The sequence below is a fragment of the Dellaglioa sp. CoH-55-MRSF-8 genome (genome assembly GCF_056782195.1).
Map to the genome: position 1 here is coordinate 41,566 of NZ_JBXAYH010000001.1, position 20,572 is coordinate 62,137.

Below are 20,572 nucleotides of genomic sequence, written 5' to 3' on the forward strand. Positions count from 1 at the left end.
ATATTTAACCTATTTTTTTCTTTTTTTTAGTCGTTCTTCTCGTAAGGCTAATAATTTTGCAGTCGTTGATAAGGACATCGATATTAAAATAAAAAATAAACTAGTTTTGATAACTACTGTTGGTAATGCCCCTCCAACTGATTTAATAACAAGCGTTGATATTGTTAAAAAAACTGTGAAAAAATTTAAAATAAGTAAACTAATATCATATTTTCCCTTAATTTTTAATAAAATATGAGAAAAATAGAAAAAAGCAATACTAATTATCATAAATAAACTATAAATTATAAAAAAGATAATAATAAATACGACTGGTTCTGCTTTTGCAATCTCCATAAAGGAACGATCCGTTGCTATTTCTGACACTGATAAAACTTGTGAAAATAAAAAATAGGTAGCAATCACAAAAATAGCATACGTAATAATCTTTTTAACATTTTTCATCATTTTAGCATCTTTCATTATTCACCATTCCTCTAATCCAAGATTTATAATTATTCTTATATTATATTATTTATGGCTAACAGATCATCAATTTCGTAGGTCGCTTTTATTGATGTCTTATTTTTAATGTTTTTCGGATTGTACCAGACAGTATCAACGTGAACATTGTTCCCACCTTGAATATCTGATGTTAAAGAATCACCAATAATAAGTGCCTTATCGGGATTAAATCCAGCAATATGGTCAAAAGCATAGTTAAAAAAGCCAACCGTTGGTTTTTGATAACCCGTCATTTCCGAAACAAATATTTGCGGAAAGTACTTATCTAACTTTGATTCTGCTAATCGTTTATACTGCATGTTTGCAACGCCATTGGTAATAATCGACAATTGATAGTTAGCTGTATCTATTGATGCCAATAATTCATCTGCGCCCATCATTTTTTCATGTCCGGCAGACAGATTATCTTGATACTGTTTAGCCAACTCTTTACCATCAACTACTCTATTAAACTGTTTTTTGAAAAATATCGCAAACCGATTTTCTAATAATTGATCCCGCTTTAAATTACCACGCTCATATTGGCGCCATAACTGCTGATTAAATTTCAAATAATTTTGTTTTATTTTATCATCTAATGTTATTTTTTGCGTTAAAAAAAGCTTTTCTAGTGCAGCTTTTTCAGTTAACCCAAAATCAAGTAACGTATCATCAATATCAAATAGTAAAAATTCGTAATTTTTCAATTCAATTCTCAACTTTCATTCATGTAATTTAGTTACTGGACATTATCATTTTAACATAAGATTTAAAGTAACAAAAAAGCTTTGAATAAGGAATTATATCCCTATCCAAAGCTTCTTATTTTTATAATTTAAATTTTAGTACCAACCGTTTGATAACCAGAATGATTTTGCAGCACTCCATGAACCATAACGACTTGTTACGTAATTGTTAGCTACTTTTTCTTGGTTTGCAGCTGAGTAATCACCATTTAAATATGATGAACTTAATTGGTATTTACCAATATATTGGCCATTTCTTGCTGAGTATGAACCACCAGATTCTTTGTTAGCAATCCATGCTTTAGCACTTGATGAATCAGTAGTGCTTGCAGTTGCTGTTGACACTGTACTCTTTGGTGCAACTGTTGTTGCTGCTTTAGCAGGAGTTGCAGCTGGTGTTGCTGCCTTAGTAGTTGTTGTATTTGTTGTTGATGCTGTATTTGCTGTTTTAGCAGCTGTATCAGTATTGATTGTTAATTGTTCACCAACATAAATTAAATTAGCGTTACTAATTTTATTTTCTTTAACAATTGCGTTAACACTGACATCATTAGATGTTTTGTTAGCGTAAGTTGCTGAGATGTTATTTAGTGTATCACCTGATTTTACAGTATATACATCAGCATCTGCTGCTTTAACTGCAAGTCCAAGACCTGCTGCTACTGTTGCTACCATTGCTACTGAAAATTTTGTCATCTTTTTATTTAATTTCATTATATTTAGTTCTCCTTTTAAGTTAAACGTTTTTATTTATTTTTTTCTTATTTATCTTACGAGGTTCATACTATCAGTTAGTTTTTACATAAGCATTTCAGTCAAATATCATTATCTTGAAATAATGTAATAAATATCATATTCCGTAATAAATGTAAAATAAATCAAATACACCATTACCTTCTTATTCCCTTAGTGACAGTTAATCTATTAATAATTCGTCTGTAATTTATGTGTCAAAATATAGAGATAAATACGTTGAAAATCAAGTAAAAAGTTTATTTTTTTAATTGATTTATTAAAAAAAGGTATTATCAGCAATGAATATTGCTAATAATACCTTTAAAATTTCACTTGATCGTGCTGTGTCCAAGTATCTAATCGAGCACTTTTGATCACTATTTCATAAATAATCTCATTTTCTATATCTTCTTCCAGTAATCCATCCATAAATCCTGGCACCTGTGCCCGATACAACTCTGCTAGATCTTCTAATTTATATTTTGACCTCTTAACACTTAACCTATTACTAGCAATAGTCATCCCTGTACTCGTTGGAATTGTATTAATAGCTGCTTTACCTAAATCCAATTCAGCAATTTTAGGCGTTTCCGGAGCTGAACCAAAATACCAAACATTTGATTTATCAGGTGAAACAATAAATCGCATCTGACGACTCGATGGCATCCCATCTGCAGTAGCAGTACTCAGGACCATTTGATTTGTTTCACCAATAAATCGTCTAAATTTATCTAACACATTATGTTCTTCCACTTCTGAAGGTGCCCCTTCATCAATAAATGCTAATACCTCATCAACTGTTTTTAACTTAGACTCATTTTGTAGGTAATACAATATTTGTGGGATATACGGTGAAATATCCCGATCTTTATAATAAAACTGTAACCATCTTTTTGAAGCAAGCAGTGGGCCCGCGTACGTTACTCTTAGTTTAGTTTTATACCAACTAATTAAATGTTTTAATGGCCAGTGTTTGAGCATTATTTGCCAAAAGTATGACGTAAATAGAAATAGAATTGCCGCTACCAGTACATTAACTTCTATAATACTGACAACTGACAACATTTTGAATGGCTCAAATGTCATATAAAGTCCTAATAGGATTCCGGTTGATAAAACCGTTAAAAACGTAACTAATCTTCGCTTAAATAATCTTAATTTATGTAACATCAAGCCCGAAATGTCACGTCTTTTCTTCATATTTCTTTCTCGTACAACCATCTCATCTAATAATCTTTTATCCTCTTTAGAAATCATCTTCATCCTCATCTCCAAAGTAATCAAATTGTTGCCTTAATTCAAATGTCCCAATATCGGCATAATCTTGTATGATAATTTTATTTTGACCCTCTCTATGATCTCGTGGCCCATATTTTAAATAGTACATTTCTTCAGCTAAGTCAGTGTGTTTCTTTAATAATTTTGAATCATAACTTTCTATATCATTTTTTAGACGATTATTCGAAAGAATTAAATTATAAATATGCAAAATTAAAAAGAACGCAATAAAAAACAAATAGTATTGTAGGAATGTATTTATAATCGTATCAAAAAGCTCAGTAAATAGTGTTTGATCAATTGGGATTGCCTTATCTTTAAATAAAATCAAGATAACCGTGATACTGATTGGTACTAAGCACGCAATCCAGCCAATTGTTATTAATACTAATTGTCTTAGTTTGAGACTTACATTTTTTTGACCAAAAAACCAATCAATCGTCAATGCGTCTTCATCTACTTCGTTCACAATATAGTCAGGCTTATTTTTTGTCATCATCGTCGCCTCCTAAATCTGTTGTAATACTATCCGAACGTTCAGGTGAATGCCATACGCCACCATCTTCACCCGTAATAATTTTACGCACTGTCGGAATTAACTCAGCTACCATTGTATACGTATTTACCATCCAGTAAATGAGGATATACCACGGCGCAAAAATAACGTATTTTAAAGATTTACCACTATCATTGAAAAATGACGCCATGATTAACTGAATCAAACCAATAATGACCTCTATTGAAATAAATATGCAGGCGAGCGCTAAGTTATTGCTCAACTGTAACCAATCACCATTTACAATACAGATAATTTGAATTGCTAAAAATGCAATCATACTTAACCAATAAAAGACTGACCAAATAACACTTAATCCATAATCAATAATAATAGGTACACTTGAAAATTGTTTAATCGGATGACGTAGAACGCGTAACGTCTTCGTTAGAAGTACATAAACGCCACCAGATGACCATCTATGTCTTTGTTTAATTAGTTCACCTAGCTTTTCAGGTACATCCATAAAGAAGCGAATATGCGGCGCAAAATAAGCCACCCAACCTAATGCCTGCATGTCCCAGGCAATTGCGATATCTTCTGTTGGCTGTTCAGCTTCCCAACCACCAACATCTAAAACGGCTGCTTTTCGATACATTGTATTTGCACCTGAGAAAGCAAATAAACCGCCATAAGATAATTGCGATCTCTTAATTAAGCCAATGATTGAATTTAATTCATTCTGTTGTGCTTCTGCTACAATTGTTGTTTTATTAATTGGTAACATATTCCCAGTGACAGCGCCTAAATTCTTGCCACCTTTTCTTTCAAAATATGACATATATTTCCATAAGGCATCAACTTCTGGTTTTGAATCCGCATCATTGGATAAAATAAATTCGCCTTTAGCAAATGCCAATGCAATATTGAATCCAGCTGCTTTTCCACGATTATTAATAATTGTGATCGTTCTTAAACGTGATTTGAACTCCTCTTGTAGCGTCTCCAAAATCTCACCGGTTTTATCTGTGGAACCATCATTAATTACAATAACTTCATATTTATCTAGAGGATAATTTAACTTAGTCTCTAGATGTCGAATTGTTGCTTCTATTGATTGTTCCTCATTATGAGCAGGTACAAAAATAGAAATGAATGGTTCTCCCTTCTCTAAATATTTAGGGAGCTCCTTCTTCTCCATAAATATTCTATAATAAAGGCTCGATACAATAAAGGCTAGGCCTCCAACGATTGGATACGATACAATCGTGTAAATGAGTACCTTCGTAATATCGTTTAGTACTGTTGCTGTCATATAATGACCCCCAAATAATTGTAGTTAAATAAATAGCTAAAATCCTTTACATACATTGACTTAACGCCCTTTTTAAACTATAACCTCTGTGATTTTAATAATCAAATAAAATATTCTAATACTGGATTACTTTGTCTGTCACTATTTTAAAAATTTAAAAGCTATGCTTTCTTTTTAAAAATGTTTCACATGAAACATTTTTAAGCGATTATTTTTAATTAATTTTCAATTTTATGCTAGTATCAGTATAATTATTAAATATTTATTATGGGGGATATTAATTATGAAACAATCACACTACGATACAATTATTATTGGTGCTGGACCTGGTGGTCTTTCTACTGCTTTTGATTTAAGTAAAAAGCAATCTGTTCTCATTATTGAAAATGATCTTTGGGGTGGTACTTGTCCTAATCGAGGTTGTGACCCAAAAAAAATGCTTTATTCTGCTGTTGAAACTAAACAACGCCAAGAAGCAATGCAAGGCTTCGGACTAACTGGCAGTTCTATCATTGATTGGCCTAAATTAATGGCTTTTAAATCAGCTTATACGGATAAAGTTCCAGCCAATACCCTAGCAGGTTTATCTGCAGCAAATATTAAAACTGTTCACGGATCTGCTAAGTTTATTTCAAAGTCAGAAATTAACGTTAATACTGAAACTTACACTGCCGATAATTTTGTAATTGCGACCGGTCAGTCACCTGTAGTCCCTGATATTCCAGGCAGTCATTTACTAAAAACAAGTACCGATTTTTTATCACTTGAAGAATTACCAGATAAAATAGCTTTTATTGGCGCTGGCTATGTTTCAATTGAGCTTGCTAATATAGCTGCTATTGCTGGCTCAGAAGTTCATATTATTCAACATAATAGTCAAATATTACGTGGATTTCCAATTGAATATACAACCCGTCTCATTGAGAATTTGAAAACTAATGGTGTCCATTTTCACTTTGACACTAATATTACAGAAATAACAGAAGGTCCTTTAGGCTTCCAGATGTTAGACGATAAGGGATTATCTTTAACTGTTGATTTGGCAATTTCAGCTATGGGCCGTCAACCTAACGTTAATACATTAAACCTACCTGCTACAGGTGCTGAATCAGATTCACATGGTATTATTGTGGATTCTCACTTAAAAACGAAAAATGATCGAATTTATGCCATTGGAGATATTGTTTCACGCAAACAACCTAAGTTAACACCTGTTTCAACATTTGAAGGTCATTACGTTGCAGACCAACTACTTAAAAAATCGAATAGTCCAATTGCTTACCCACCAATTCCAATGACTGTCTATGCCAGCCCACAACTATCTCAAGTTGGCATTACGATTGAACAAGCTAAAAATGAACCTGAACATTATGACATTAGAGTACAAGAGACAACTAACTGGTATTCCTTTAATCGAATTAAAGAATCTGAAGCATCTGTGACAACTATCTTTGATAAATCATCCAACTTACTTGTTGGTGCTGTCGCATACACCACAATTGCGGAAGAACTTATCAATTATCTAACACCATTAATTGCTAACAAAACATCAAAAACAGATGTTACTAAACTTATCTTAGCTTATCCGACTCCAGCAAGTGACCTAACCTATTATCTATAAAAAATACGATTAAAAAGGTATCTGCCTTTTTGTAAAAATCCCGCCATGATTATCAGATGAAATATATAATTTCATTCGACAATCATGGCGGGATTTTTTTGCCTAGAGTTAAGTACAGTGCATTTGATAAATTGACATTAATCAAGGAATTTACACTGGGAATCTATTAATAACTTTACAAGCAGATAAATCAATATACCCCATTAAATTTTATATAATTTCATCAGTCAACTCGATACGACTTAGTACATAGTACATTCTCTCAGAGATTCTATTTTTTAACTTAGTTGTTTTCTAGATTGAGCCTGAATCCATAAATTAAATAGTAAAACGATAATCAATAATATTGTCGCGATTACCATAATATTATGCAACCCTTCATACATAATCTGTCGCATTGCTGGTAATAATTTTTCAGGAAGACTTGAAACACGCTTCGAATCACTTAGCTTGTTTAACATCTCCATCGTAATTTTACCATGAGACTGATTAACTCCTTTTAACAACGCACTGTTAAGGATAACCCCATAAATTGATGACATAAATGTTTGGCTTAAAATACGTAATAAGTAGGCAAATGAAGTTGCGATTGGGACATCTCGACCCTCCGCATCCTCTTGAACACTCAGTTGTAGGACATTAAAACACATTCCTAAACCGAACCCTTCAAAAGCACCCATTAGTAATAAATACCAGAATGGGACTGTCACACCTACAACTAACATCCCAGCAAACGAAATAATAAAGCTAATGGTTCCGATTGTAATAATCCGGTATTTCCCCAATCGAGGAATCATTGATGGACCGGACAACGAACCAAATAAATTAGTCATTGCACCAGGAATTTGTGTTGCCCCACCAATCAATGCACTCATTCCAAGTATTCCTTGTGCCCACATTGGAATATAGATGTTAAATGAGATAAATGCTCCCCATAAAAAGGCAAATATGATAAAATCAACAATCAGTTTCTTATTTTTAAATAATCGATTGGGAATAATCGGATCAACGGCCCTATCCTCAACTCTATACAAAATACCGAGTAAGATAATTCCAGCAATAATTAACCCAACGACTAAATTAATTGACCCAACACCAATCATTTGAATACCTGTTAATAAGGTCACTAAGCTGACAATCATCATTCCAGCACCCAAGTAATCGATATTCCCCTTTTGACGTTTTTTAACTTCTTCTTTGAAGAAAAATTGGATTGAAATAATTGATATTAATGCTATTGGTACATTGATATAGAAGACCCAATGCCAACTAAACGTATCAACGATCCAGCCACCAACTAAAGGTCCAATAATTGATGCAATACTGTAACTAGCTGTTGCATAACCAATAACTTGTGAGCGTTTCTTAATATTTTTATAAATATCAGCATAAATAATAAACGGAATTGTATTCATCCCACCTGCACCAATACCCATAACTACTCTAGCAACTAAGAAAAAGACAATATTACTTGATGTTGCTTGAAAAACCGCACCGATTGCAAATAAAAAAGTTGCTAACTGATATGCACCACGGTTACCAATTCGTTCGCCTAATTTACTCCAAAGAGGTGTGGCAACTGCCATCCCCAACAAGAAAACTGCAACAATCCATCCCATATATTGGATACCATGCAAATCACTGACGATTGATGGTAATGCAGTATTAATAATCGTTCCATCAAGACCTGCCATTGCGTTAGATAACAGCAATGCAATAGTCACGATGATTAAATTCTTTTTATTCATAAATTCTCCCTCTTATACGACTAAATTTAAAATTACTTATTTTTATCATCCACCTTTAAGCAAGCTCTAGGTCAAGGGAAAATATGAAAATCTACTGATATCCTAAAATTACGTTACTTAAAGTATTGAAAGGTCCTTATTTATGATAGGGGCTCCCTGCATTAATCATAAATCCACGGTAAACTTGTTCAGTCAAAATCATCCGCATTAATTGATGCGGTAAGGTAAATTTACCAAACGAGATTTGTGTGTCGGCGCGTCTTAAAACGTCCTCGCTTAGTCCTAATGACCCCCCAATAACGAAGGTTATGTCTGAATGCCCATAAGTTCCAAGATCAGCAATCTCTTTAGCAAAATCTTCCGACGTACGTTCCTTACCTAAAATGGCTAAAGCATAAACATACTCTTTTTCTTTAATCTTACTAAGGATACGTTCGCCCTCTTTACCTTTAACATCAATCATTTCTGCTGAACTTAATTTTTCCGGTGCCTTTTCATCATTTACTTCAATAATTTCAAATTTACAAAACTTACTTAACCGTTTTGCATACTCTTCAATTCCTTGTTTGAGATATTTTTCTTTTAATTTACCTACACCAATAATCTTAATGTTCATAATTTCCACCTTTTTCACAAGTTATACACAAAGTTACGCACATATCCACAATTTGGACCACAACATATTGCGGGGAATATGTGTTCGTCACTACATTTATTTGTTGCCCATTTGTCAACACCATATTAGTTATGCACAGATTTTGCGTTATTTATCATTCCTTAATTATACGCTTTACACATTGGTATAACAGTCTTTTTTTATTTTAAAATATCAAATAAATAAAAGTTAGTCACAGGCCATTCAATTAATTGTGCATAACTATTTTGTTTAGAAAGTCCCTTCATACTGCCCTTTCCCTCTGTTACTCACACCCACCTTAATATCTATCCACTTAGTTATACACAATATCTATTTAAAATAAAAAAATAATCGTAAATTAAGTTATTTACGATTATTTCATATTTGTTTATTGAGCTGATGATGCTGATTTACTTGTTGAGCTTGTTCCTGTATTTGCATCTGTTGCTTCTAAGGTTAATTTGATATTAGCCTGTTTCAACTTACCATCATGATAGAATTCAACAGCCACTGTATCACCAATTTTATGTTCATATAAAACTTCTCGTAAGCTTGAGATATCAGTAACTTTCTTATCACCTAGCTTAACGATAACATCATATTTACCTATACCAGCATTTTTAGCAGGTGAATCACTATTTATTTTAACAGCAACAATCCCTGAAGAAACACTTTTTGGTAATTTTAAGACACTCTTTTGATCACTTGCTGAGACGTAATCTAAATCGATTAATGAAATACCAATTGCAGGACGTTTAACTTTTCCATTATCAACTAATTGATTAATGATTGATACAACCTCATTACTTGGAATAGCAAATCCCATTCCTTCGACAGAAGTTGATGATGAACTAGAACTAGTAGAGCCTGTTGCTGTACTTGCTAGTTTCATCGAATTAATACCGATAACTTGGCCAGAAGTATTAATTAAAGCCCCACCTGAGTTTCCAGGATTAATGGCAGCGTCAGTTTGAATAACTGTTGCTTGGCCCGTTTTAACACCCGAATCATTGGTAACATCAATCGTACGTTTCTTAGCTGATATGATTCCTTGCGTTAATGATGTCGCATAATCAGATCCAAGTGGAGAACCGATAGCCAATGCTGTTTCACCAACAGTGATACTATCAGAATCACCAAATGTGGCGATTTGAGTCACATCTTTAGCTGATATTTTTAAAACAGCTAAATCAGTAATTGAATCTTTACCAACAATTTTGGCACTTAATTTTTTACCATTACTCAATAAAACTTCAACTTTACTTGCACCAGAGATAACATGATTATTAGTTACGACATAAGCACTACCATCTGATTTTTTATAAATGACACCAGAACCTTCACTTGATGCTGTTTCTGTTGTCGCAGAGGAATCGCCTGCTGCACCAAACATATCCGTTAAGCTGTTACTTGAACCACTTGACTTTGTATATGAAATAACTGAAACAACCGCATTTTTAACTTTAGCAAATGCTTTTGATGATTCATTACTTGATTTAACACTTACATTTGTTACTTTAGTTGTACCTGATTTATTTGAGGATGTTGTAACTGCGCCATTATCACTATCATTATTTTGGTAAAATGTATATCCACCAAATGCAATTCCGCCACCAACTAATCCTGCAATAAGCGCTGTAACAACTGTTTTACCTAAGCCTGTTCTATTTTCATTTGACATTTTTATATACGCGACACATTTGTCGCTGCCCCCTTAAACGTAATCTTTTACTCTTTTAAGAATAACGGTTAATTGTGAACTATTTATGAATAAATTTTGAAAAAATTGTTCTTATAAAACAACCAGCTTTGTAGCATTTTCCGGATCTGTATCGAAAATGTTAAAATCACCACCAACTGCTAAATCATGTTCTTTCATCGTTGATTCAACCGTTAGATGGGCTAATTCTTTCATATTATTATCCTTACTAAGATGGCCTAAAAAAATTCGTTTTGTCCGATTACCCATAACATTCATAAGTGCATCAGCACCATCCTCATTTGATAAATGACCTTTATCACCTAAAATGCGCTGTTTTAATGACCATGGATAGCCGCCCATCCGTAACATTTCAATATCATGGTTACACTCAAACAAGTAAGCATCTGCATCGGAAATTGTCCCTTGAACGTTCTCTGAGACATAACCTGTATCCGTTAAAATAACAAATGACTTATTGTTATGATGAAATTGGTAGAATTGCGGTGCCGCTGCATCATGAGAGACACCAAAACTCTCAACATCTAAGTCGTCGAATGTAATTACTTTCCCCATCTCAAAAATTTGCTTCTTCTCAACGGGAATTTTACCAATCGTATGAGCCATGGCTTCCCATGTTAATTCATTTGCATAAACGTTCATGTCATACTTACGGGCTAAAATACCAGCAGCCTTTGCATGATCCGTATGTTCATGTGTTACAAATAACGTGTCGACATCGTTAATATCTCGACCAATATCTGTCATTAGGCTCGCAATTTTTTTACCACTTAAACCAGCATCTACAAGGACCTTGTGCTTAGGCGTTTCAATATACGTGACATTTCCCGCACTACCGCTTGCAAGAACACTAATCTTCATATCGTCTGTTCCTTCATCCATTACTTGCCTGCGCCTCTATCCTTTTAATCTTCATTTAATTTAAAATATCAGTGCTATCCTTCATAATCGCTCCTGAAAATGAATTAACTTGCTTGTATTGTGTCACACCATTACTTGGATTCTTAACAGCTACTATCCAAACTGGAATATAGACGCTATATTTTTTATCCAAACTGAGCAACTCAGCATATCCTAACTTAGACCATTTAACCTTACTTTTACTTGCAAATTGATTATATTGATACAATATCAGTATTGCTTGTTGTTGACTAATAATTGACTCATTTTCACGTAATTTTTCTGTATTTGCCATATACGTTTGTGAATAGCCACTAATTTTATTATTTTGAATTGTAAATTTAATTAGTCCAACATTTGAGTAAACCATTTTATCGTAAACAACCTGCGAATACACGACACTTGTCTCTGTTGAAAGACTACTGTTATAGCGATAATTATCTCCATGTAGAATTAAAGTATTATCACTCATAATTGTCTTATCAATTGTTTTATTTGGACTTTCACTATCTGTGATATTAATTGGTGTCCCAAAAATACTAGATAATTTATTGTCTTTATATGTTGTAACTTGGGATTGCAGCTGTTTAGCATCATTCTTTAATACATCAGATGCTTTATTAGACATATATACACCAGTCTCTTTTTTATTTGAGATACTGCCGTATTTAATGTCATCTTCTCGCATCTCTTTAAGCGTTGTACCGGTTTTTGTTGTCCCAGGTGATGATCGACTCGAAATTTCAATTTGTTGATTTTGTCGTAATGAGGTGAATAAAAAGATATTTAAACCAAGAAAAACAATAATAAAAATAATTTGAATTCGTCTAAAATCCAATTAATTCACCTCCCTAATCTGTTTGTAGTAATTCAGTATAACTTTTCCATTTATCTTGATATCGGATATACCAAGTGGGTTCTAGGTTGACTACCAAATCTGAATCAGAACTTGATACCCAACGATAACCTAATTGAATATCTGAAATATCCGCATCTTTATACCCTGCCGTAACCAAGCTACTTAACACTTCTTCTGTACTTGGTAACGTAACATCTGCTTTTCCAGATGGAACAGCAATTTGTAACGTCAATAATGAAAAATCAATTTTATTTCCACCATTATCTAGTCGCTCAACTTCAATCACACCGTGTTTGGTTTGATTAAAAATCGGAAATCCTTCAATATAACTTCTGAATGTTGTTGTCATAGACTTACCATTAAATTGGTAGAAGTGAATATTATCTAATCCGATACCTGTATTTTTAATACTCGTATAACTTTCAGTTAAAGCATTACCACGACTCGTTTTTTGTTTCGCATCTGAATTTTCATCATCTTCATATGAAACCAAATTTGTCGTATTTTGAACCGTTAATTGTCGATCAGAACCATCATAGTAAGTTATTGTCTTTTTACTTTCTTTAACGTTGACCGATGAACCATCTTTTTGTCCTAATAGATTAGCAACATACTTACTAGCCGTTTGCTTATCCACTAAATACCTAAAACGAGCTATATTAAAATCTTGATTATAATACATAAAAATATCATTATTATGCAGTTTAAATGTAACTGATAATTTCGATAACGTTTCATTTTGTACAACATCATCAATTGTTTTACCTTTATTATAGGCATCATTTAACGAAATCTCATAAATTTTTTTATCCTTGTCACTCAACAGATAAATACTTTTCTTATTATCACGCGGAATAAGAACACGGTTAATAAGTCGTGTTTTATAATTTTGATTTTGCTGATTAAATACTTGATTAAATAACCCAACCGTAATTTCATCTGAGTAACTAAGAACCAATTGATTTTTTGCATTTAAAAACGTTAAATAATCATTTTTATTTTTAATCGGAACTTCTGATATAGACGTTTCTTTCCAAGTACGTATCTTTTTTTGAATATTTGAAATGATATTAATTTTTTCACTATATAAAACATTTTGTTGCTGATTATCATTATAAATAACAGACGTTGGTGCATATACTTCGCTCAATTTAGTACTCTTTGTTAACTCTGTCTGCGTTGAATTTGTAGCTTTCGTCGATTCACTTTTACCATTCCATGTCGGATTTGTCCAAATGACCCATGATAAACCGATACTTGTCATAATTAATAAAAATAATAGTGTTGGTAAAATAAATCTATTCAATTTCATCCCACAGGTCCTCCTCATATGATTCATAAGGCAATGAAATATAGAATGTTGAACCCTTGCCTTCCGAGCTATCTAACCAAATTTTACCTTTATGCATTTCGACAACCTCTTTTGAGATAGCTAGGCCTAATCCAGTTCCACCTTGAGCTCTCGATCTAGCTTTATCCACACGGAAAAAGCGATCAAAAATATGCGCTAAATCTTTTTTAGGTACACCAAGGCCCTCATCAGAGATACTCAAAATAACGTGCTTATGTGTCTCCAATAAACGACAAGTTATTTCTCCACCATCAGGTGAATATTTAATGGCATTATTCATAATATTATCAATGACTTGCACAATTTTATCAGTATCTAATTCAACCCATAAATCACGTTTAGTAAAATCACGTTTAATCGAATACTTTTTGCCTGACCCATCGTCAGCATTAATCATCATATCGAATCTATCCAGAACATAACTATACAGTTCATTCAAGTTAACTAATTCAAGTTCTAACTTAGATGTTCCTGAATCCATTCGTGACAAATTTAGTAAGTCATTAATCATACGCATCATACGTTCTGTTTCATTCTGTGTAACTTTCAAGAAACCTGGTGCAACTTCTGGATCTTTCCATGCACCATCGTTTAATGCCTCAATATAACTCTTCATACTCGTCAAAGGCGTTCTTAATTCATGAGAAACATTAGAAACAAAGCTTTCACGTTCACGTTCTATCTTTTGTTGTTCTGTGACATCATGAAGTACACAGACAAGACCACTAATAAAGCCAGATTCTCTTTGTATTAATGAAAAATAAGCATTCAAAATTTGTTCATGTTCTACATCAGATAAATCAATCATAATTTCATCTTGATTTTCTAACAAATCACGTAAAGTATACTGACTACGTAAATCAAGAATATCCAAAATTGATACTCCTATTGAGTCATTTTCATTTTGATCTAATAAGGTAGAGGCCGCTTCATTCATAATGATAATATTTCCGCGACGATCCGTCGCAATTACACCATCTGTCATGTGCGATAGAACACTATCTAAACGACGACGTTCAGCTTCAGATGATTCTTGTGCCTCTTCAACACGAACAGATAAGTTATTAACCGCATCTGCTAATTGTCCTAGTTCATCATTAGAATAGACACGAACTTTTCCGGAGTAATCTCCGCGAGAAATTCGAATCGTTTGCTTTTTCATCTCATCAATCGGACGAGTTATTGCCCGGGAAATAACTATCGTTATCAAAAGGACTAAAACAGCTGCAAAAAATGACGCGGTCACGAAAATAACCGTGATATCGTTAATATTTGAGTATAAGCTTTCCAGATTGGCCTTAACGTATGTAACCCCAACTGTCGTTGTTACATTTCCTGCTGTACTAACTAGTGGCACAATTGAAACATAGTAGCGCTTATCGCTAGATTCATCATAAATCTTCTTTTCAAATGTTTTAGGTGTATATAACACTTGCTTAATTGTTGCATCTGTCGTTTTTTGTCCCACAACAGTTTGATTATTAAAATCACTACTCCCGCGAATTGTGCCCTTACTATCAATCACTCGAATTTCTGTGATACTTGAATTACTAACATCTTCCAATATTTTTTTGATATCTCTATCACCAGCAGCTGTATCTGTTTTTGCTAAATCCTTCGTAATCGAATTAGTAACATATATAGGTAACTGGACTTGTTGCTTAAAGGTATCTAAGTTTTGCTGTTCTAATTGCCTAACAAAATAAGCCCCGACAATTTCCAACGTTATTAAAATTAATAACGCAAAAATGAGGGCTATTTTAAATTGAATAGATTTAAAAAAACGAATTTTTTGATTCATTTTCATCGTTATTCCCCTACTCTATTCTAAATCTGGATTTTTCATATAGTATCCAACACCACGACGTGTTACCAACCACTCTGGATGGCTTGGATTATCTTCAACTTTTTCTCTTAAACGACGCATTGTAACATCAACCGTTCTGACATCACCGAAGTAATCATAACCCCATACCGTCTGTAGTAAATGTTCTCTAGTCATAACTTGTCCTAGATGTTGTGCTAAATAATGTAATAATTCAAATTCACGATGTGTTAATTCAATTTTTTCATCATATTTTGAAACCATATATGCTTCAGGATGAATGGTTAATTGTCCAACTTGTATTTCACTATTTTGTGGTTGTTCTTCTGTTTGAACACTCTCAATTGTTTTTTGTCTTCTTAAATTAGCTTTAACTCTGGCCACTAGTTCACGGTTAGAGAAAGGTTTTGTTACATAATCATCTGCACCTAATTCTAGACCTAAGACCTTATCGATTTCTCCATCTTTAGCTGTAACCATAATGATTGGCATATCGTAAGTTTTTCTAACTTGACGAGCAACTTCTAAACCATCCACTTTTGGTAACATTAAATCTAATAAAATTAAATCCGGTTCAACTTCTTTAACTTTTTCTAAGGCTTCTTCACCATCGTAAGCTGTATAAACGTCGTATCCTTCTTTAGTTAAATTAAATTTAACGATATCAGAAATTGGTTTTTCATCGTCGACAACTAATATTTTTTTCATATGTGGATCCTCCTTATAGGAAGCTGTAAAATTAAATCTAGATACAACTTCTTAACCCTCCATTATTATAGCCTATTCAATCATCATTGCCAAACACAGTGATTAAATTTACCCAAATCCTTTTTCGAAAAGTTATTGTCTTTTATTAGTATATATGATAATATATTTAACGTTGATGAATTATTATTAATGGTTTGGGTGGTTAGCTCAGTTGGTAGAGCAACGGACTCTTAATCCGTGGGTCTAGGGTTCGAGCCCCTAACCACCCATGGGTGCCAAACCCAACATATCGCAAGATATGTTGAAGCATCTAGCTGCGGCTAGGTGCTTTTTTTGTGTTCTCATTTACTTATTGATGTTTCACGTGAAACAAAAAAAGAGAAACCCTATCGGATTTCTCTTAACTAGATTTAAATCTTATTATTTGTTCAACGCTATTTAACCCGGTCATCATCTTTATTTACTACCTGAGAGGTCGTTTTTTTAACGGCATCTACCCCATCTGTTGTTTTTTCTTTAATAGTACTACCTGCATCAGATACACGATCTTGTAAACTTGTTTGTGAATCATCAAATTCTTTTGGTGTTTGAATGTCTACTACTTCAACATTCAACTCAATTAAAGCTAAATCTGTTGTTTCCTTTACTTGTTTATTAATAACTTCCGTTAACTGTTTATAAATATCATGTGCATTGTGCCCATATGCCATAATAATATTTAAATCAACCGCAACTTGTTCCTTGCCAACCTCAACGCCGATGCCATCTGTTGGATTATCACTATTTACAAGTTTATTTTTAATATTTGCGACAAATCCACCATCCACACCCAAGAGACCAGATACATTTTCAATTGCATAACCGACTATTTTTTGAATAACCTTGTCATCAAATGTCAATGTCCCCTTTGGTTCAGTCTTTGTTCCCTGCGTATTTGTTTTTTCTGTAGTCATAATTAAGACTCCTTTCGATTTTTAAAATAATCAATTTTTCCGCGTGAAAATTTTTGAAATAAATGACAGATCAATATCATATTCTTTAAATAGATAACCAATCCATCCTGCTAACAGTGTCACAATCATAATGATAATCGTCTTCCAAAATCCTACAGTTACAAGTAACGAGGATATGATAAATCCTAGAGCACTACCAACTCCAATATTAATTGACATTTTATCTTTCATTTATGCACACTCCCTCTTAAACTACCCGTGTAACTTTACGTTTTGAATTTGATTTTTTACTTACCTTAATATCTACTTTGATAGGAATATGACTAGATCCAGCTAATAGATCATTGAGATTCTCAGTTAATTCACTCGTAATACGAGGTAATTGTCCAACTGTAGACTGTTGGTAAACTGAATCTGCAACAATATGGATCTTTCGCTGACGTCGTGTATTCTTCAACGTAACTTTAATATTAGATAAGTCTTCACTAGACAACTTTGTCTTGATAAATTGGCTAATACCCTGGTTACTTAAAGCAAGTCTTCCTTCTTTAGTTTGCTTCAAAGGAATATCTGGTAGTTGCGCAGGCCACAAAAGTATTAACAAAAATATGAAGACTGTTAATAGCAATAACACAATCCCATAATAGAAGATAAAATCGTTACTCTGAAAATTTGTACTAACGTTAAAATGTTCAAGCATTTTAGTTATTTTCTCAATTATTTCTGGCCAAATCAGCAAGCTAAGCCCAATCAAGTATCCGAGGCTGACTATACTCAGAATAATTTTTTTACTCTTCTTCATAAACATACCTCTCTCTTGACTTGATTTACTTCCTTGCTTTTATACCAAATATAGCTGAAACAATTAAAACTAAAATTATCGCACCAATGATAGAAGGGATAATTGCCATTCCTGCCAAGCTAGGTCCCCAATGACCAAGGACACTTTGACCAAGAGCTGACCCAACTAGTCCAGCGATGATGTTACTTATCCATCCCATCGACTCACCGCGATTAGTAATCGCCCCTGCAACAGCACCAATAATAGCACCTACAATTAATGACCAAATCATAATATGTTCCTCCTTTGTTTATATTAAATAGTTATTTATTATATTAACTATTCGTTATATGTAATATACCATTATTTGAAATCGCTTGCAAATGAAACGATTTTATTACGCTCAATCTATGAAACTTAATGAATCTCTTTCCCAGGTACTTAAACTTATATACACCAAAAAATAAAGATAAATAACTATCTTTGTTTTCCTCGTTGCTTAATTAATCACATAAAGTTAAACAAAATAAGATCTATGAATATCTGAGTGAATAAGATGAACTGATAGGTACTATACTCACAAGATAAGCCTATTATTTATCTAACTTCGGCTAATAAAAAGAAATAAAAAAAACTCGCACTGCTTATTGTAAGCAGTGCGAGAACCCAATGAAATTACTATTTCTTTTTACGTTTGTCCATAACTTCATCTATTTTTTCTGCAACATCATCTTTGACATCTTCTAATTTATCTTTCGCTTTACCAAGGAAACCTTCCGCTTTACCTTTAACTTCTTCTTGCTTGTCTCCTGTCAATTTACCTTTAGTTTCTGTTACTTTACCCTTAATTTGATCTTTCTTTGCATCTAATCTATCTTCATTTGTCATCATGTTTCCTCCTCATAATATATTTGTCTACATACCGATAGTAACATCCAAAGAAAGCGTATGCAACATATTCGACTTATCAAATATATAAGTTATATAAATTTTTAAGCTCTAATTAATTAAGGTTATTTATCTACTTAGTTATTGATTAAATAAAAAAAAATCAAAGTATTAACTTTGACTTTTCTCACATTACTATCAACCTATTACTTATTTATGCCCAAACATCATCTAAAACATTTGTTTGATCACGATCGGGTCCAACTGAGAATGTTGAAATTTTAACATCAACGATTTCTTCAATACGTCTAATATAATTTCTAGCATTTTCAGGTAATTCTGCAAGAGTTTTCATTTGAGTAATATCTTCAGTCCAACCAGGTAATGTTTCATATACTGGTTTACATTGAGATAATTCTTTAAAACTAGCTGGATAACGATGAATAATTTCACCATTTAATTCGTATGCTGTACAAATTTTAACTTCTTTTAATCCAGTTAAAACATCAATACTGTTTAAACATAAGTTAGTCAATCCTGAAACACGTTTGGAATGATTCATAACAACACTATCAAACCAGCCAATACGACGTGGACGTTTTGTTGTTACACCATATTCATGTCCAACTTCACGGATAGTATCACCGATTTCATCTAATAGTTCAGTTGGAAAAGGACCATCCCCTACACGTGATGTATAGGCTTTGCAGACACCAACAACTGTATTTATTTGAGCAGGTCCAACACCAACACCGACTGTTGCGCCACCTGCAATTGGATTTGAAGAAGTTACAAATGGGTACGTTCCATGATCAATATCTAACATAACACCTTGTGCACCTTCAAATAAGACTTTCTTACCAGAATCTAGTGCATCATTAATAATAACTGACGTGTCCATTACGTATCGTTTCAAACGTTGGCCATAGGCAAAATATTCTTCAAAAATATCATCAAATTCAAGTGGTTCATGATCATATAATTTTGTAAATTCACGATTTTTTTGTTCTAAATTATTTTTTAATTTTGCTGAGAAAGTTTCTTTTTCCATTAAATCAGCAATTCTAATACCAATTCTAGCAGCTTTATCCATATAAGCTGGTCCAATACCTTTATTAGTCGTCCCAATCTTATCTTCTTTTTTAGCAGCTTCTTGTAAGCCATCAAGTAGAATATGGTATGGCAAAATAACATGAGCGCGGTCAGAAATACGTAAATTATCTCCTTTAACGCCGAGTTTTTGTAGATAATCAAGTTCTTCACATAAAGCTTTAGGATTCACAACAACCCCATTACCAATGATACTTAATTTATCTTGAAAGAAAATACCTGATGGAATCAAATGTAATTTGTAAGTGTTGCCTTCAAATACAATTGTGTGTCCGGCGTTATCGCCACCTTGATACCGTGCAATAACATCGGCATTTTGACTTAAGAAATCTGTAATTTTACCTTTTCCTTCATCGCCCCATTGGCTACCTACTACAACTACTGATGACATATTTTCATCCACCTCATAATTTATATT

General features: G+C 33.1%; 21 protein-coding genes and 1 tRNA gene. 2 read left to right on the plus strand and 20 right to left on the minus strand.

Features of this window, described 5'->3' with window-relative positions; all coding sequences use genetic code 11:
- Positions 1-9: 9 nt before the first annotated feature.
- From AC1RPW_RS00195 to AC1RPW_RS00220, 6 genes are all read right to left on the minus strand, one after another.
- Complete coding sequence (locus AC1RPW_RS00195; RefSeq protein ID WP_481761103.1) at positions 10-462, minus strand: hypothetical protein; 453 nt, start codon at positions 460-462, stop codon at positions 10-12.
- A gap of 38 nt (positions 463-500) precedes the next feature.
- Positions 501-1,190, minus strand: a complete 690-nt coding sequence (locus tag AC1RPW_RS00200; RefSeq protein WP_481762165.1) for a YjjG family noncanonical pyrimidine nucleotidase — start codon at positions 1,188-1,190, stop codon at positions 501-503.
- 135 nt (positions 1,191-1,325) lie between these two features.
- A complete protein-coding gene (apf, locus tag AC1RPW_RS00205) occupies positions 1,326-1,943 on the minus strand; it encodes an aggregation-promoting factor (protein ID WP_481761101.1) in 618 nt (205 codons plus the stop codon).
- A 342-nt stretch (positions 1,944-2,285) separates the two neighbouring features.
- A complete protein-coding gene (locus tag AC1RPW_RS00210) occupies positions 2,286-3,221 on the minus strand; it encodes a pyridoxamine 5'-phosphate oxidase family protein (RefSeq protein ID WP_481761100.1) in 936 nt (311 codons plus the stop codon).
- Positions 3,211-3,738 carry a hypothetical protein gene (locus tag AC1RPW_RS00215; protein ID WP_481761099.1) on the minus strand — a complete coding sequence of 176 codons (528 nt, stop codon included), beginning with the start codon at positions 3,736-3,738 and terminating at the stop codon, positions 3,211-3,213. The genes AC1RPW_RS00210 and AC1RPW_RS00215 overlap by 11 nt, the downstream gene beginning before the upstream one ends.
- Positions 3,725-5,053 (minus strand): glycosyltransferase family 2 protein, encoded by a 1,329-nt coding sequence (locus AC1RPW_RS00220; RefSeq protein ID WP_409021868.1) that lies wholly within the window; start codon positions 5,051-5,053, stop codon positions 3,725-3,727. The genes AC1RPW_RS00215 and AC1RPW_RS00220 overlap by 14 nt, the downstream gene beginning before the upstream one ends.
- Positions 5,054-5,336: 283 nt before the next feature.
- On the opposite strand from AC1RPW_RS00220, the gene AC1RPW_RS00225 reads away from it, so the two are divergent.
- Complete coding sequence (locus AC1RPW_RS00225; RefSeq protein ID WP_481761098.1) at positions 5,337-6,674, plus strand: dihydrolipoyl dehydrogenase family protein; 1,338 nt, start codon at positions 5,337-5,339, stop codon at positions 6,672-6,674.
- A gap of 278 nt (positions 6,675-6,952) precedes the next feature.
- On the opposite strand, the gene AC1RPW_RS00230 is transcribed toward AC1RPW_RS00225, so the two are convergent.
- The 8 genes from AC1RPW_RS00230 to yycF form a co-directional block, all read right to left on the minus strand.
- On the minus strand, positions 6,953-8,422 hold the full coding sequence (locus tag AC1RPW_RS00230) for an MFS transporter (protein ID WP_409021866.1): 1,470 nt from the start codon (positions 8,420-8,422) through the stop codon (positions 6,953-6,955).
- 136 nt (positions 8,423-8,558) lie between these two features.
- Positions 8,559-9,038 carry a 23S rRNA (pseudouridine(1915)-N(3))-methyltransferase RlmH gene (gene rlmH / locus AC1RPW_RS00235; protein WP_481761097.1) on the minus strand — a complete coding sequence of 160 codons (480 nt, stop codon included), beginning with the start codon at positions 9,036-9,038 and terminating at the stop codon, positions 8,559-8,561.
- Positions 9,039-9,447: 409 nt separating this feature from the next.
- Positions 9,448-10,740 carry a S1C family serine protease gene (locus AC1RPW_RS00240; RefSeq protein ID WP_481761096.1) on the minus strand — a complete coding sequence of 431 codons (1,293 nt, stop codon included), beginning with the start codon at positions 10,738-10,740 and terminating at the stop codon, positions 9,448-9,450.
- Between the two features lie 111 nt (positions 10,741-10,851).
- A complete protein-coding gene (locus AC1RPW_RS00245) occupies positions 10,852-11,661 on the minus strand; it encodes an MBL fold metallo-hydrolase (protein ID WP_481761095.1) in 810 nt (269 codons plus the stop codon).
- Positions 11,662-11,695: 34 nt separating this feature from the next.
- A complete protein-coding gene (locus tag AC1RPW_RS00250; RefSeq protein WP_481761094.1) occupies positions 11,696-12,517 on the minus strand; it encodes a two-component system regulatory protein YycI in 822 nt (273 codons plus the stop codon).
- Positions 12,518-12,530: 13 nt separating this feature from the next.
- The gene (locus AC1RPW_RS00255; protein WP_481761093.1) at positions 12,531-13,850 is read right to left on the minus strand and encodes a YycH family regulatory protein; all 1,320 of its coding nucleotides are present in this window, start codon (positions 13,848-13,850) and stop codon (positions 12,531-12,533) included.
- Entirely contained in the window at positions 13,837-15,690 is a 1,854-nt protein-coding gene (gene walK, locus AC1RPW_RS00260; protein WP_481761148.1) for a cell wall metabolism sensor histidine kinase WalK, read from the minus strand. Before walK ends, AC1RPW_RS00255 begins: the two co-directional genes overlap by 14 nt.
- Before the next feature lie 21 nt (positions 15,691-15,711).
- A complete protein-coding gene (gene yycF, locus AC1RPW_RS00265; RefSeq protein WP_409021860.1) occupies positions 15,712-16,422 on the minus strand; it encodes a response regulator YycF in 711 nt (236 codons plus the stop codon).
- A 196-nt stretch (positions 16,423-16,618) separates the two neighbouring features.
- Between yycF and AC1RPW_RS00270 the strand changes: the two genes are divergently transcribed.
- Positions 16,619-16,691, plus strand: a tRNA-Lys gene (locus tag AC1RPW_RS00270).
- A gap of 165 nt (positions 16,692-16,856) precedes the next feature.
- Here the strand turns inward: AC1RPW_RS00270 and AC1RPW_RS00275 are convergent.
- From AC1RPW_RS00275 to AC1RPW_RS00300, 6 genes are all read right to left on the minus strand, one after another.
- Positions 16,857-17,375 (minus strand): Asp23/Gls24 family envelope stress response protein, encoded by a 519-nt coding sequence (locus tag AC1RPW_RS00275; protein ID WP_481761092.1) that lies wholly within the window; start codon positions 17,373-17,375, stop codon positions 16,857-16,859.
- Between the two features lie 30 nt (positions 17,376-17,405).
- Entirely contained in the window at positions 17,406-17,606 is a 201-nt protein-coding gene (locus tag AC1RPW_RS00280) for a DUF2273 domain-containing protein (protein WP_409021858.1), read from the minus strand.
- 16 nt (positions 17,607-17,622) lie between these two features.
- Positions 17,623-18,177: an alkaline shock response membrane anchor protein AmaP gene (gene amaP / locus AC1RPW_RS00285; RefSeq protein ID WP_481761091.1), complete on the minus strand. Its 555-nt coding sequence runs from the start codon at positions 18,175-18,177 to the stop codon at positions 17,623-17,625.
- A 25-nt stretch (positions 18,178-18,202) separates the two neighbouring features.
- Positions 18,203-18,448 (minus strand): GlsB/YeaQ/YmgE family stress response membrane protein, encoded by a 246-nt coding sequence (locus tag AC1RPW_RS00290; RefSeq protein ID WP_409021856.1) that lies wholly within the window; start codon positions 18,446-18,448, stop codon positions 18,203-18,205.
- A 386-nt stretch (positions 18,449-18,834) separates the two neighbouring features.
- On the minus strand, positions 18,835-19,044 hold the full coding sequence (locus tag AC1RPW_RS00295) for a CsbD family protein (RefSeq protein WP_409022828.1): 210 nt from the start codon (positions 19,042-19,044) through the stop codon (positions 18,835-18,837).
- A gap of 214 nt (positions 19,045-19,258) precedes the next feature.
- Positions 19,259-20,545, minus strand: a complete 1,287-nt coding sequence (locus tag AC1RPW_RS00300) for an adenylosuccinate synthase (protein ID WP_481761090.1) — start codon at positions 20,543-20,545, stop codon at positions 19,259-19,261.
- Between the last annotated feature and the right edge of the window lie 27 nt (positions 20,546-20,572).